This window comes from Erwinia billingiae Eb661 (assembly GCF_000196615.1).
Lineage (GTDB): Bacteria > Pseudomonadota > Gammaproteobacteria > Enterobacterales > Enterobacteriaceae > Erwinia > Erwinia billingiae.
The window spans coordinates 4,071,926-4,085,832 of record NC_014306.1 but is presented as its reverse complement, the minus strand read 5'-3'; the positions used below and the strand labels follow the sequence as shown (position 1 = coordinate 4,085,832).

11 protein-coding genes are annotated in these 13,907 nt (G+C 54.4%); 7 read left to right on the top strand and 4 right to left on the bottom strand.

From position 1 onward, the window contains the following. Nucleotides 1-5 precede the first annotated feature (5 nt). The 3 genes from EBC_RS20050 to metK form a co-directional block, all read right to left on the bottom strand. Nucleotides 6-530 carry a SprT family zinc-dependent metalloprotease gene (locus EBC_RS20050; protein WP_013203680.1) on the bottom strand — a complete coding sequence of 175 codons (525 nt, stop codon included), beginning with the start codon at nucleotides 528-530 and terminating at the stop codon, nucleotides 6-8. Between the two features lie 69 nt (nucleotides 531-599). Next, the gene (locus EBC_RS20045) at nucleotides 600-1,997 is read right to left on the bottom strand and encodes a sugar porter family MFS transporter (protein WP_013203679.1); all 1,398 of its coding nucleotides are present in this window, start codon (nucleotides 1,995-1,997) and stop codon (nucleotides 600-602) included. Nucleotides 1,998-2,410: 413 nt separating this feature from the next. Beyond that, nucleotides 2,411-3,565 carry a methionine adenosyltransferase gene (gene metK, locus EBC_RS20040; RefSeq protein WP_013203678.1) on the bottom strand — a complete coding sequence of 385 codons (1,155 nt, stop codon included), beginning with the start codon at nucleotides 3,563-3,565 and terminating at the stop codon, nucleotides 2,411-2,413. 337 nt (nucleotides 3,566-3,902) lie between these two features. Here metK and EBC_RS26360 point away from each other — a divergent pair, with 337 nt between their 5' ends. From EBC_RS26360 to speB, 3 genes are all read left to right on the top strand, one after another. Then, nucleotides 3,903-4,004, top strand: a complete 102-nt coding sequence (locus tag EBC_RS26360) for a virulence promoting factor (RefSeq protein WP_225309839.1) — start codon at nucleotides 3,903-3,905, stop codon at nucleotides 4,002-4,004. Further along, nucleotides 3,997-5,973, top strand: a complete 1,977-nt coding sequence (gene speA, locus EBC_RS20030) for a biosynthetic arginine decarboxylase (protein ID WP_013203677.1) — start codon at nucleotides 3,997-3,999, stop codon at nucleotides 5,971-5,973. Before EBC_RS26360 ends, speA begins: the two co-directional genes overlap by 8 nt. Before the next feature lie 159 nt (nucleotides 5,974-6,132). After that, nucleotides 6,133-7,053 (top strand): agmatinase, encoded by a 921-nt coding sequence (gene speB, locus EBC_RS20025; RefSeq protein ID WP_013203676.1) that lies wholly within the window; start codon nucleotides 6,133-6,135, stop codon nucleotides 7,051-7,053. A gap of 63 nt (nucleotides 7,054-7,116) precedes the next feature. On the opposite strand, the gene loiP is transcribed toward speB, so the two are convergent. After that, nucleotides 7,117-7,869 (bottom strand): metalloprotease LoiP, encoded by a 753-nt coding sequence (loiP, locus tag EBC_RS20020; RefSeq protein WP_013203675.1) that lies wholly within the window; start codon nucleotides 7,867-7,869, stop codon nucleotides 7,117-7,119. 284 nt (nucleotides 7,870-8,153) lie between these two features. Between loiP and tkt the strand changes: the two genes are divergently transcribed. From tkt to fbaA, 4 genes are all read left to right on the top strand, one after another. Beyond that, on the top strand, nucleotides 8,154-10,145 hold the full coding sequence (gene tkt / locus EBC_RS20015; protein WP_013203674.1) for a transketolase: 1,992 nt from the start codon (nucleotides 8,154-8,156) through the stop codon (nucleotides 10,143-10,145). A 293-nt stretch (nucleotides 10,146-10,438) separates the two neighbouring features. Next, nucleotides 10,439-11,458: an erythrose-4-phosphate dehydrogenase gene (gene epd, locus EBC_RS20010; protein WP_013203673.1), complete on the top strand. Its 1,020-nt coding sequence runs from the start codon at nucleotides 10,439-10,441 to the stop codon at nucleotides 11,456-11,458. A gap of 50 nt (nucleotides 11,459-11,508) precedes the next feature. Then, entirely contained in the window at nucleotides 11,509-12,669 is a 1,161-nt protein-coding gene (pgk, locus tag EBC_RS20005) for a phosphoglycerate kinase (protein ID WP_013203672.1), read from the top strand. A 94-nt stretch (nucleotides 12,670-12,763) separates the two neighbouring features. Beyond that, on the top strand, nucleotides 12,764-13,843 hold the full coding sequence (gene fbaA, locus EBC_RS20000; protein WP_013203671.1) for a class II fructose-bisphosphate aldolase: 1,080 nt from the start codon (nucleotides 12,764-12,766) through the stop codon (nucleotides 13,841-13,843). Nucleotides 13,844-13,907: the final 64 nt, after the last annotated feature.

The window sequence follows — 13,907 nt, the reverse complement described above, 5'->3', positions numbered from 1 at the left end:
GGCCATCAGGACGATTTTTCGGATTGTTGGAACTCGCCGGGAGAGAGGCGATCGCCGCAGCGGACGCATCGATACTCGCTTTCGCCCCTGACGACACGGTTATGGCGGCGTACCGTCAGCTGATGCTGCTGACAACCACAACGGTAGGGGAAAGAGCGACTGCGCACCGATTCAATCTCAAACTTATGGGTGCGCTGCGCCGGCACATCCAGAATGCTTTCCATCATCCACTTCCACTCTTTGCCGTGCGGCGCGACCCGGCCAAAGTGTTTCCACACCAGCAGATGCGCCAGTTCATGCGGTACCACTTCATCAATAAAAGCCTGCTGATTTTCCAGTAACAGCACCGGATTCAGGCGGATCTCCCAGTGTTGCAGCCACGCGGTGCCCGCTGCCGTGCCGCGTTGTTGGTAGACCAACTTGGGTTCAGGGTAGCTGCGTTCAAGGCGATGGTTTGCCAGCTGCAATTTTTCACGCAGTGAGCGCATCACGGCTTGTTGCAGGGCAATGGGAAGTCTGAGGGATTTCATACGGCAGAGAATACGATGTGGCAGGGGGGAATTCAATAAAGCTGGCCGGGTTTCCCCGGCCAGAGAGTCTTAGTCACGATGACCGATATCGCGCAGCTTCTTGCCGCCCAACAGGTTACGTTCAATGTGTTCCAGCGAAATACCTTTGGTTTCCGGGATCAGCACGATGGTCAGAATGATAAACAGCACGTTCAGACCGGCGTAAACCCAGAAGGTGTTCGCGTTGCCCAGGGTGTTGAGCATGGTCAGGAAGGTGGCGCCGACAATCATGTTGGCAATCCAGTTGGTTGCCGTAGACACGGTGATACCGAAATCGCGGCCTTTCAGCGGCTGAATTTCAGAACACAGAACCCAGATCAACGGACCGGCACTCATCGCAAAACCGATGATAAACATCAGCAGCATGGCGATAGCGAAGTACTGACCGGTTGAAGAGTGGATGCCCACGTGCAGCATGGTGCCGAGGATACCCATACCGACCGCCATCACCAGGAAGCCCAGTTTCAGCGTTGGCTTACGGCCCCAGCGGTCAACCAGACCGATAGCAATAAAGGTCGCCAGTACGTTAACCAGACCCACAATCACCGTGCCCCACATCTGCTCTGTAGTGTTGGTGAAGCCTGCAATTTCAAAAATCTTCGGCGCGTAATACATGATGACGTTCATCCCGGTGAACTGCTGCATGATCTGCAGAAGTACGCCCAGGTAAACCGCGCGACGGAAGTTGCTGTTGCCTTTAAACAGGCTCCAGCCGGACTGTTTGATCTTCAGGCTTTCACGGATTTCGTCCAGCTCGCGTTTCGCTTGCTCGCTGGTGTCACGCAGACGGTCCAGTACGCGCTGAGCGGTACGGAAATCGCCTTTGGCGGCCAGCCAGCGTGGGCTGTTAGGCAGGAAGCAAACGCCAACCAGCAGCAGCGCGGCCGGGATGGTGATCACGCCCAGCATCCAACGCCATTCGCCGGTGTAGCTGAACGCGGTATCAGACAAATACGCACCCAGAATACCGATGGTGATCATCAGCTGGTACAGGGAAATCATACTGCCGCGAATCTTCTCTGGTGCGATCTCAGAGAGGTACAGCGGCGCGGTATAGGAGGCAACGCCGACGGCCAGACCCAGCAGAACGCGGGCGAAGATCAGCATTTCCGGGTTGGATGACATCGCTGACCACAGCGAGCCAATCACAAACAGAATGGCACCGATCATCAGGCTTTTTTTACGGCCCAGGCGGGAAGACATCCAGCCGCTACCGACGGCACCGACGGCGGCACCAAACATCATCGAGCTGACGATCCACTCCTGCTGATGTGCGGTAACGTTAAAATCTTTCGCGATGAATGGCAGGGCACCGGCGATAACGCCGATATCCAGACCAAACAGCAGGCCGGCCAGTGCAGCGAGGAAACAAACAAAGAAGGTCATCGCCTTGTTTGATGTCCTGCTCTTTTTCTTATTATCAGGCATAACGCCTCCATTAAAGTGGTACTGCTTATTGTTGTTATAAATGTTAGAAAACCTTGGCCCACAAGACTGTGCTGCAGATCACATTGGTGTAATCGGTTACACACCAGATCATTCCTAAATGCAGCATTTTCACGCGCGCTTACGCTTTATAACCAGTTAGTCATAGTAGTAAATAGTTTCACTTGTTTCCCGAGTGCCCTTCTATCAGACAGCGCTGAAAATAGCGCATTAGGCTACAGGTTGTTAAGAGAGTTAATTCTTAATTATCAGATATTGGTAAATATTTCTGAGTGTAACCGTTAACAATCAACGCGTCTGAAGCCAAAAAAAGTGTAGACAGCGATGGCCATTCCGCCAGCGTCAGACAGCAAAAAGGGCACCCACCGGGTGCCCTGTGTCCTGCAAGCTGGTGCTTACTTCAGGCCAGCAGCTTCACGCAGCTGTGCAGCCTTGTCGGTTTTTTCCCAAGGGAAATGTTCACGACCGAAGTGACCGTATGCCGCGGTCTCGCGGTACATCGGGTGCAGCAGGTCCAGCATCTGAATCAGACCGTATGGACGCAGGTCGAAGAACTCGCGCACCAGCAGCGTCAGCTGCTCGGTAGAGACTTTCTCAGTACCGAAGGTTTCCACCATGATGGAAGTCGGTTCAGCCACGCCAATCGCGTAGGAAACCTGAATCTCACAACGGTCAGCCAGGCCAGCCGCAACGATGTTTTTCGCCACATAGCGCGCTGCATATGCCGCTGAACGGTCAACCTTAGACGGATCCTTACCGGAGAACGCACCGCCGCCGTGACGCGCCATGCCGCCGTAGGTATCAACGATGATTTTACGACCCGTCAGACCACAGTCGCCCATTGGGCCACCGATGACGAAACGGCCCGTCGGGTTAATGTGGTATTTGGTGCTGGCGTTGATCCACTCTGCTGGCAGAACCGGCTTGATGATCTCTTCCATCACCGCTTCCTGCAGATCTTTCAGCGAGATATCTTCAGCGTGCTGAGTAGACAGAACCACGGCATCAATACCGACGATTTTGCCATCGTCATACTGGAAAGTGATCTGGCTTTTTGCATCCGGGCGCAGCCATGGCAGGGTGCCATTTTTACGCACTTCAGCCTGACGCTGAACCAGACGGTGAGCATAGGTCACCGGCGCAGGCATCAGCACATCAGTTTCGTTAGTGGCATAACCAAACATCAGACCCTGGTCGCCCGCACCCTGTTCCAGAGGATCGGTACGGTCTACGCCCTGGTTGATATCAGGTGACTGTTTGCCGATGGCGTTCAGTACGGCACAAGAGTTGGCATCAAAGCCCATATCGGAATGGACATAACCGATTTCGCGTACGGTGTTACGGGTGATCTCTTCAATATCGACCCAGGCCGACGTGGTGATTTCACCACCGACCAGCACCATGCCGGTTTTCACATACGTTTCGCACGCGACACGCGCTTTCGGATCCTGCTCGAGGATGGCATCGAGCACAGCATCAGAAATCTGGTCGGCGATTTTATCAGGATGTCCTTCTGAGACGGACTCGGAAGTGAAAAGGTGTTTAGCCATTAATTCTTTACCTTACTGAATACGGGTTGATAACGACTGCATAGCGCTAAAGACTGTTTGCCAGTTCTCACCGGCTTCGGTTCCCAGCGCCCCCTCAGGCAAAGCCATGAGCAGTACATAACAGGTGACGCTTAGAAGTTAACCATTTAGATGGATTAACATCTGGACGGCTATTTTAGGTCACTCATTAATCGGATTGCCAGCCTTTTTTCTTTAAAGCTTTTTTCAGCTCAGGTAAAAAGTGGAACATTTTCATGACAGGCTTCTCATTCCGCACATTAAGGAATTGCATAATGTTATACTTGAGAGACCGATTGGCGCGGCCTTTCAGCGTTTTATGCTGAATATCCCGCTCGCCGATGGCTTGTTGTTGCGGGTTATCCCTGCGATAGTAGTTAACTGTTCCGCATCACTGAAATTTGAGGCTCGCAATGTCTGACGACATTAAGACAATGAAGGGTTCGTCAGCTGGCGAACAAGGTGGACTCCGCTCTATGCAGGAGGTGGCCATGAGCGATCAAGAAGCCAGCAAGATGCTGCGCACCTACAATATTGCCTGGTGGGGTAATAACTACTACGACGTCAATGAGTTAGGGCACGTCAGCGTCTGTCCGAATCCGGACGTCCCGGAAGCCCGGGTCGACCTGGCGAAGCTGGTGAAAGAGCGCGAGGTCGAAGGCCAGCGTCTGCCCGCCTTGTTCTGCTTCCCGCAGATCCTGCAGCACCGTCTGCGTTCGATTAACGCCGCGTTCAAACGCGCGCGGGAATCTTACGGCTATCGCGGCGATTACTTCCTGGTCTATCCGATTAAGGTTAACCAGCACAAACGCGTTATCGAATCGCTGATCAACTCCGGCGAACCGCTGGGGCTGGAAGCCGGTTCGAAAGCCGAGCTGATGGCGGTACTGGCACACGCCGGTCAGACCCGCTCGGTGATTGTCTGTAACGGCTATAAAGACCGTGAATACATTCGTCTGGCGCTGATCGGCGAAAAGATGGGCCACAAGGTCTATCTGGTGCTGGAAAAAATGACCGAAGTGAAGCTGGTGCTGGAAGAGGCGGAACGCCTGAACGTGGTGCCGCGTCTCGGTATCCGTGCGCGTCTGGCGTCTCAGGGCTCCGGTAAATGGCAGTCCAGCGGCGGCGAAAAATCCAAGTTTGGTCTGTCGGCGACGCAGGTGCTTAAGCTGGTCGATATCATGCGTGAAGCTGGCCGGATGGAAAGCCTGCAGCTGCTGCATTTCCACCTCGGTTCGCAGATGTCCAATATTCGCGACATCGCCACCGGCGTGCGTGAATCGGCCCGTTTCTATGTAGAGCTGGCTAAACTCGGCGTCAACATTCAGTGCTTCGATGTCGGCGGCGGTTTGGGCGTGGACTATGAGGGAACGCGTTCGCAGTCTGACTGCTCCGTTAACTACGGCCTGAACGAATATGCCAACAACGTGATTTGGGCGATCGGCGATGCCTGCGAAGAGCATAATCTGCCGCACCCTACGGTGATCACCGAGTCTGGCCGTGCCGTCACGGCGCACCACACCGTGCTGGTGTCGAACATCATCGGCGTAGAGCGTAACGAATTCAGCGAGCCACAGACGCCGTCTGCGGATTCGCCACGTCCGATTGTCAGCATGTGGGATACCTGGCAGGAGATGCATCAGCCAAACAACCGTCGCTCGCTGCGCGAATGGCTGCATGACAGCCAGATGGATCTGTTTGATATCCATACCGGCTACTCGCAGGGCACTTATGACCTGACGCAGCGCGCCTGGGCTGAGCAGCTTTATCTGAGCATCTGCCACTATATTCAGCAGCATCTTGACCCGACCAACCGCGCGCACCGTCCCATCATCGACGAACTGCAGGAGCGTATGGCGGACAAGATTTACGTCAACTTCTCGCTGTTCCAGTCGATGCCGGATGCCTGGGGTATCGATCAGCTGTTCCCGGTGCTGCCGCTGGAAGGGCTGAACAAGTCGCCTGAACGTCGCGCGGTGCTGCTGGACATCACCTGTGACTCCGATGGCACCATCGATCACTATGTGGATGGCGATGGCATTGCCACCACCATGCCGATGCCGCAGTACGATGTGGATAATCCTCCGATGCTCGGCTTCTTTATGGTCGGCGCTTACCAGGAAATCCTCGGCAACATGCACAACCTGTTCGGCGATACCGAAGCGGTGGATGTGTTTGCCTATGCCGATGGCCGCGTTGACGTGCATCTGTCTGACGAAGGCGACACCGTTGCAGACATGCTGGAATACGTGCAGCTGGATCCGCAGGAGCTGCTGACGCACTTCCGCAACCAGCTTAAAGAGAGCGATCTGGACGAAGAGCTGCGCGCGCAGTTCCTTGAAGAGTTCGAATCTGGCTTGTACGGCTACACTTATCTGGAAGACGAATAATCTTCCCCTGCTGGACGAGTTGACCACGCCGATGACGGTGTGGCAATTCTCTGCAAAATCCCTTCCTCGTCGGGTTTAACGACGCGGTGGGGATTTTTTTTATCTCTGTTTCAGCCAAAAGCTGGCCTGGTCCGGCTTCACAGTTAAAGAGGATTTGGTATGAATAACACCCTGGGCAACCAGTACGACAACTCGCTGGTGTCAAACGCCTTTGGTTTTATGCGTTTTCCGATCAACTTCCAGCCTTACGACAGCGACGCTGAGTGGGTGATCACCGGTATTCCTTTCGATGCCGCGACCTCCGGTCGTCCTGGCAGCCGCCTGGGCCCTGGCGCGATCCGTCAGATCTCCACTAACCTGGCGTGGGAAGGCTGCCGCTGGCCGTGGAACTTCGATCTGCGTCAGCGTTTAAAGGTGATCGACTGCGGTGACCTTGTGTACGCCTTTGGCGATTCTCAGGATCTGACCGACAAGCTGCAGGCGCATGCCGAGAAGCTGCTGGCCAACGGCAAGCGTATGCTGACCTTCGGTGGCGATCACTACGTGACGCTGCCGCTGCTGCGCGCTCATGCTAAATACTTCGGTAAGATGGCGCTGGTGCATTTTGATGCCCATACCGATACCTATTCCAACGGCCCGACCTTCGATCACGGCACCATGTTCCACCATGCGCCGAAGGAAGGCCTGATCGATCCGGCACACTCGGTGCAGATCGGTATCCGTACCGAGTTTGATGCCTCACTGGGCTTCAACGTGCTGGACGCGGCGCAGGTTAACGACCGCAGTGTTGATGACATCCTCGCTCAGGTGAAGCAGATCGTTGGCGATATGCCGGTTTATCTGACCTTCGATATCGACTGCCTCGATCCGGCGCATGCGCCAGGCACCGGCACGCCGGTGATCGGCGGTCTGACCACCGATAAAGCAACCAAGCTGGTGCGCGGTCTGCAGGGGTTGAACATCGTCGGGATGGATCTGGTGGAAGTCGCACCGGGCTATGACCAGTCCGATCTGACCGCTCTGGCTGCCGCCACGCTGGCGCTGGATATGCTGCATGTTCAGGCCGTTAACAAAGGCTAGTTTCATCAGCAGAAATGAGAAGGGCGCCTGATAAGGGCGCCCTTTTTTTATGGCAACACGCGGTTATTTACCGGCAGCGATACGCTCTTTGATGTGCTGAGCGCGCGCTTCGGAAGCCGGGTGGGAGTCAAACATCGAGCTTTGATGGCTGCCTTCCAGTTTCGCCAGTTTTTCGAAGCTGGTGACCAGGCCGTTAGGATCGATGTTGCGCTTTTTCATCAGGTCGAAAGAGTAATCATCTGCCTGCGATTCCTGCTTCTGCGAGAACTGCGCGTTAACCAGTTTCTCACCCAGGTCTGCAAGCTGCGACTGGGACAGCGTACCGGCGATGCCGCCCACGGAACCAATGGCGGTACGGGCAGCGGTGGTGCTGTAAGCAACCTGCATCGCGCGACGGCTATGGCCTAATGCCACGTGGCCCATTTCATGGCCCAGCACACCCTCGACTTCATTGTCGGTCATCATATCCATCAATCCGCTGTAAACGCGGATACAGCCGTTCGCCATCGCCCAGGCATTGACGTCTTTGGTGATGTACACCTTGTAGTTGGCCGGCGTGCCGTTGATGTTGTCACCCAGTGCGGCGGAGATTTTCGCCAGGCGCTGCGCATACGGGCTGGAGTCGGGCGCAATTTGCGCTTCGCTATCCATCTGCGCACAGGATTTCACGCTGAGTTCTTTGACCTGTTCATCGCTAATGGTGGCGGCCTGATAGGCCTGCGCACCAGACTGCATAAGCGCGTTGCTGTCTACTCCCTGACAACCAGAAAGTGCGGTAATCAGTCCCAGAGAAACGAAAGAGAGGGGTAATTTCATATTATTTCATCCATCAGTAACAAGGTAGTAAAAACAAGAACCTGCCAAACCGGCAGAAAAAAACGCTGCTTATAAAGAGAGCGTTATAACGTGCGCATCTACGAATGCATAGTGGTTATAGCCACAAACCGCAAGTTTACGCCTGCTATTTTGCACGTTTCGCCATGTACAGCAGACCCGTCTTTCATGTACATTGAGGGTCGACTTTTACAACTTTGCCTGATAACTCATTGATTAAAATAGGTTAAGGACGGCGAAGCGTTTAATCCGACCTGGAGTAGAACATGTCTTCTCGTAAAGAGCTTGCTAACGCCATTCGCGCATTAAGTATGGATGCGGTACAAAAAGCCAAATCTGGCCACCCTGGCGCCCCGATGGGCATGGCAGATATCGCCGAAGTGCTGTGGCGTGAATTTCTGAACCATAACCCTACGAATCCTCTGTGGGCCGATCGCGACCGCTTCGTGCTGTCGAACGGTCACGGCTCCATGCTGATCTACAGCCTGTTGCACCTCACCGGCTACGATCTGCCGATTGCTGAGCTGGCAAACTTCCGTCAGCTGCACTCTAAAACTCCAGGTCACCCGGAATTCGGTTACACCGCAGGCGTGGAAACCACTACCGGCCCACTGGGTCAGGGCGTGGCTAACGCTGTAGGTATGGCCATTGCCGAGCGCACGATGGCGGCGCAGTTCAACCGTCCGGGTCACGATGTTGTTGACCATAACACCTATGTGTTCATGGGTGACGGCTGCATGATGGAAGGTATCTCCCACGAAGTGTGCTCGCTGGCCGGTACGCTGAAGCTGGGCAAACTGGTTGCCTTCTATGATGACAACGGTATCTCAATCGACGGTCACATTGACGGTTGGTTCACTGACGACACCGCCAAGCGTTTCGAAGCTTACGGCTGGCACGTAGTGCGCGGTGTTGACGGTCACGATGCAGCCGCAATCAAGCAAGCGGTTGAAGAAGCGAAAGCGGTTAGCGACAAGCCTTCCCTGCTGATGTGCAAAACCGTGATTGGCTTTGGTTCACCAAACAAAGCCGGTACCCACGATTCACACGGCGCACCGCTGGGTGATGACGAAGTAGCACTGACCCGTAAGCAGTTGGGCTGGAGCCACGCGCCGTTCGAGATCCCACAGGATATCTACGCGCAGTGGGATGCGAAAGAAGCCGGTCAGGCGAAAGAAGCCAGCTGGAACGAGAAGTTCGCGGCCTACGCTAAAGCGCACCCGGAGCTGGCGGCAGAATTCAAACGCCGTATGGGCAACGAGCTGCCGGCTAACTGGCAGGCTGAGTCGCAGAAGTTCATCGAACAGCTGCAGGCTAACCCAGCAAAAATCGCCAGCCGTAAAGCGTCGCAGAACACGCTGGAAGCCTTCGGTAAACTGCTGCCAGAATACCTGGGCGGCTCGGCTGACCTGGCGCCAAGCAACCTGACCATGTGGTCTGGTTCTAAGCCAATCAACGACGATCTGGCCGGTAATTACATCCATTACGGTGTGCGTGAATTCGGTATGACCGCCATCGCTAACGGCATCACGCTGCACGGCGGCTTCCTGCCATACACCGCGACCTTCCTGATGTTTGTTGAATACGCGCGTAACGCTGCGCGTATGGCTGCACTGATGAAAATCCGTCAGGTGATGGTCTATACCCACGACTCCATCGGTCTGGGCGAAGACGGTCCTACGCATCAGCCGGTTGAGCAGATGGCCAGCCTGCGCGTCACCCCGAACATGAGCCTGTGGCGTCCATGTGATCAGGTTGAGTCTGCGGTTGCCTGGAAATACGCTATCGAGCGCTTCGACGGCCCAACGGCACTGATCTTCTCCCGTCAGAATCTGGCGCAGCAGGATCGTACCGCTGAGCAGCTGGCCAATGTGGCTCGCGGTGGTTACGTGCTGAAAGACTGTGATGGTCAGCCGGAAATCATCCTGATCGCCACCGGTTCAGAAGTTGAACTGGCGGTGGGCGCGTATGACAAGCTGACCTCCGAAGGCCGTAAGGCGCGCGTGGTGTCGATGCCGTCTACCGATGCCTTCGACAAACAGGATGCCGCATACCGTGAAGCGGTTCTGCCGAAAGCGGTCAGCGCCCGTGTGGCGATTGAAGCCGGTATCGCAGATTACTGGTTCAAATACACCGGTCTGAACGGTGCAATCGTCGGTATGACCACCTTTGGTGAGTCAGCGCCTGCAGAGCAGCTGTTTGAAATGTTTGGCTTCACCGTGGATAACGTGGTCGCTAAAGCGAAAGAACTGCTGTAAGCCCAGCGGGGCGGGATTGCTTCCGCCCCGTTTTCACTTTTCCGCCGTCATCCCCGGCCGTGGAATTTTCTAAATCTGTGACTTAGATCTAAAGATTGTCGCAGCAATTGATCCTCGTCATTCCTATTATTCCTCCATTCTATTATTCTCGCTGAACCGTTTCAGTTTGCGTAGTTGCTGAAGATATACGGGCTTAGTACAGTTTTTCTGATGCAAGAATTCCCTGTACAAATTTGAACGTCTGGCTCAGGCTAACGCTCCAGTTTTACACCGAATTCGGATGCAGGAGTGATATGACGGTTCGCATTGCCATAAACGGTTTTGGTCGCATCGGGCGCAACGTGTTGCGTGCTCTTTATGAAACCGGACGTCGTGCAGAGATCACCGTGGTGGCCATCAATGAGCTGGCTGACGCGGCGGGAATGGCGCATTTACTGAAGTACGATACCAGCCACGGGCGATTTGCCTGGGATGTCCGCCAGGAGCGGGATCTGCTGTGGGTCGGCGAAGATACCATTCGTCTGCTGCATCGTGCGGAAATCAGCGATCTGCCGTGGCAGGAGCTGAATGTCGATGTGGTGCTGGATTGTACCGGCGTGTATGGCAGTCGTGCAGATGGCGAAGCCCATCTGGCCGCCGGCGCGAAAAAAGTGCTGTTCTCCCATCCTGGCGGAAACGACCTGGATGCCACCGTGGTTTTCGGTGTGAATGAGAAAGAGCTGCAACCGGACCACCTGATCGTCTCCAACGCTTCCTGCACCACCAACTGTATTATTCCGGTGATTAAACTGCTGGATGATGCCTTCACCATCGAGTCGGGCACCGTGACCACTATCCACTCAGCCATGCACGATCAGCAGGTGATAGATGCGTACCATCCCGACCTGCGACGCACGCGCGCAGCCAGCCAGTCGATTATTCCGGTCGATACGCGTCTTGCCGCCGGCATTACCCGTATTTTTCCTAAATTTAACGACCGTTTTGAGGCGATAGCGGTACGTGTCCCTACAATAAACGTGACGGCGATTGATTTGAGCGTCAGCGTGAGGGAGGCGGTGCAGGCGTGCGAGGTTAATGCCTTGTTGCGAAACGCGTCAGAAGGGGCATTTAGTGGTATAGTTGACTATACGGAATTACCGTTAGTCTCCATAGATTTTAACCACGATCCGCACAGTGCCATAGTGGACGGCACGCAGACGCGGGTCAGCGGTCAGCACCTGATCAAGACACTTGTCTGGTGCGACAACGAGTGGGGCTTTGCTAACCGAATGATCGACACAACGTTAGCGATGGCCGCAACCGGTTTCAGGTAGGGCGCGGTTTGCGCCTGTCAAAACTTAGAGAATCAACGAGAGGATTCACCATGTCTGTAATTAAGATGACCGATCTGGATCTTGCTGGCAAACGCGTACTTATTCGTTCTGATTTGAACGTGCCAGTGAAAGAAGGGAAAGTGACGTCGGATGCACGTATCCGTGCCTCATTGCCGACCATCGAAGCGGCGTTGAAGCAGGGCGCGAAAGTGATGGTTACCTCCCATCTTGGTCGCCCGACTGAAGGTGAATACAACGAGGAGTTTTCCCTCCTGCCAGTTGTTAACTATCTGAAAGACAAACTCTCTTCTCCTGTTCGCCTGGCGAAAGACTACCTTGACGGCCTGGACATTGCCGAAGGTGAGCTGGTCGTTCTGGAAAACGTTCGCTTTAACAAAGGCGAAAAGAAAGACGACGAAGCCCTCTCTAAAAAATATGCCGCCCTGTGCGATATCTACGTGATGGATGCCTTCGGTACCGCGCACCGCGCGCAGGCGTCTACCCACGGCGTCGGCAAATTTGCCCCAATCGCGTGTGCTGGCCCACTGCTGGCTAACGAACTGGACGCGCTGGGTAAAGCGTTGAAATCGCCAGAGCGCCCAATGGTGGCGGTGGTTGGCGGTTCTAAAGTCTCTACCAAGTTTGACGTGCTGAACTCGCTGGTAAAAATCGCGGACACCGTGATTGTCGGCGGCGGCATTGCCAACACCTTCGTGGCGATTGATAACAACGTCGGTAAGTCTCTGTATGAGCCTGATTTTGTTGATGCAGCGAAAAAACTGCGTGACGAATTTAAAATCCCGGTTCCGACCGACTCCCGCGTAGGCACGGAATTCTCTGAAACTGCACCGTCTACCGTGAAGAAAGTCAGCGAAGTGAAAGATGATGAAGAGATCATGGACTTCGGCGATGAAACCGCACTGGCAATGGCTAAGATCTTGAAAGAAGCCAAAACTATCCTGTGGAACGGTCCGGTTGGCGTGTTCGAATTCCCGAACTTCCGCAAAGGCACTGAAATCATTGCTAATGCGATTGCAGACAGCGACGCATTCTCTATCGCAGGTGGCGGTGATACGCTGGCGGCCATCGATCTGTTCGGTATCGAAGATAAGATCTCTTATATCTCTACCGGCGGCGGTGCTTTCCTGGAATTCGTGGAAGGCAAAACACTGCCAGCAGTCGCCATGCTTGAAGCGCGTGCAAAACAGTAATTACTGGGGCGGGAAGTTGCTTCCCGCCAGAATGATTTACCCGTTTGACGGGTTCCGAATCTCTTAATACGACCGACGAAACAGGACAAAAAACATGTCTAAAATTTTTGATTTCGTAAAACCAGGCGTTGTCACCGGCGACGACGTGCAGAAGATCTTCAAAGTAGCGAAAGAAAACAAATTCGCTCTGCCAGCCGTTAACTGCGTAGGCACCGACTCCATCAACGCCGTTCTGGAAACCGCCGCTAAAGTTAAAGCCCCGGTCATCATTCAGTTCTCTAACGGTGGCGCAGGCTTCATCGCCGGTAAAGGTCTGAAATCAGACAAGCCACAGGCTGCAGCAATCCTGGGCGCAATCTCTGGCGCGCACCACGTGCATCAGATGGCAGAACATTACGGCGTGCCGGTTATCCTGCACACTGACCACTGCGCGAAAAAACTGCTGCCATGGATCGACGGTCTGCTGGACGCGGGTGAAGCTCACTTCGAGAAAACCGGTAAGCCACTGTTCTCTTCTCACATGATCGACCTGTCAGAAGAGTCACTGGAAGAAAACATCGAGATCTGCAGCACCTATCTGGCCCGTATGGCTAAGATCAACATGACGTTAGAAATCGAACTGGGTTGCACCGGTGGCGAAGAAGACGGCGTGGACAACAGCCACATGGACGCTTCTGCACTGTACACTCAGCCAGAAGACGTTGATTACGCTTACGAAAAACTGAATGCCATCAGCCCGCGCTTCACTATCGCTGCGTCATTCGGTAACGTGCACGGCGTGTACAAGCCAGGCAACGTTAAGCTGACTCCGACCATCCTGCGTGATTCTCAGGACTATGTGAGCAAGAAACACAACCTGCCACACAACTCGCTGGATTTCGTGTTCCACGGTGGTTCCGGTTCTTCTGCTGCAGAAATCGAAGAGTCAATCAGCTACGGCGTGATCAAAATGAACATCGATACTGACACCCAATGGGCAACCTGGGACGGTATCCTGCAGTACTACAAAAAGAACGAAGGCTACCTGCAGGCCCAGCTGGGCAACCCGGAAGGCGCAGACAAGCCAAACAAAAAATACTACGATCCACGTGTCTGGCTGCGCGCATCCCAGTCATCAATGATCGTTCGTCTGGAGCAGGCATTTAAAGAGCTGAACGCAGTCGACGTTCTGTAATTTTGCCGCGTTAACGACAGTATGAAAAAGGCCCCTTTACCGGGGCCTTTTTTTTCGCCTGTCC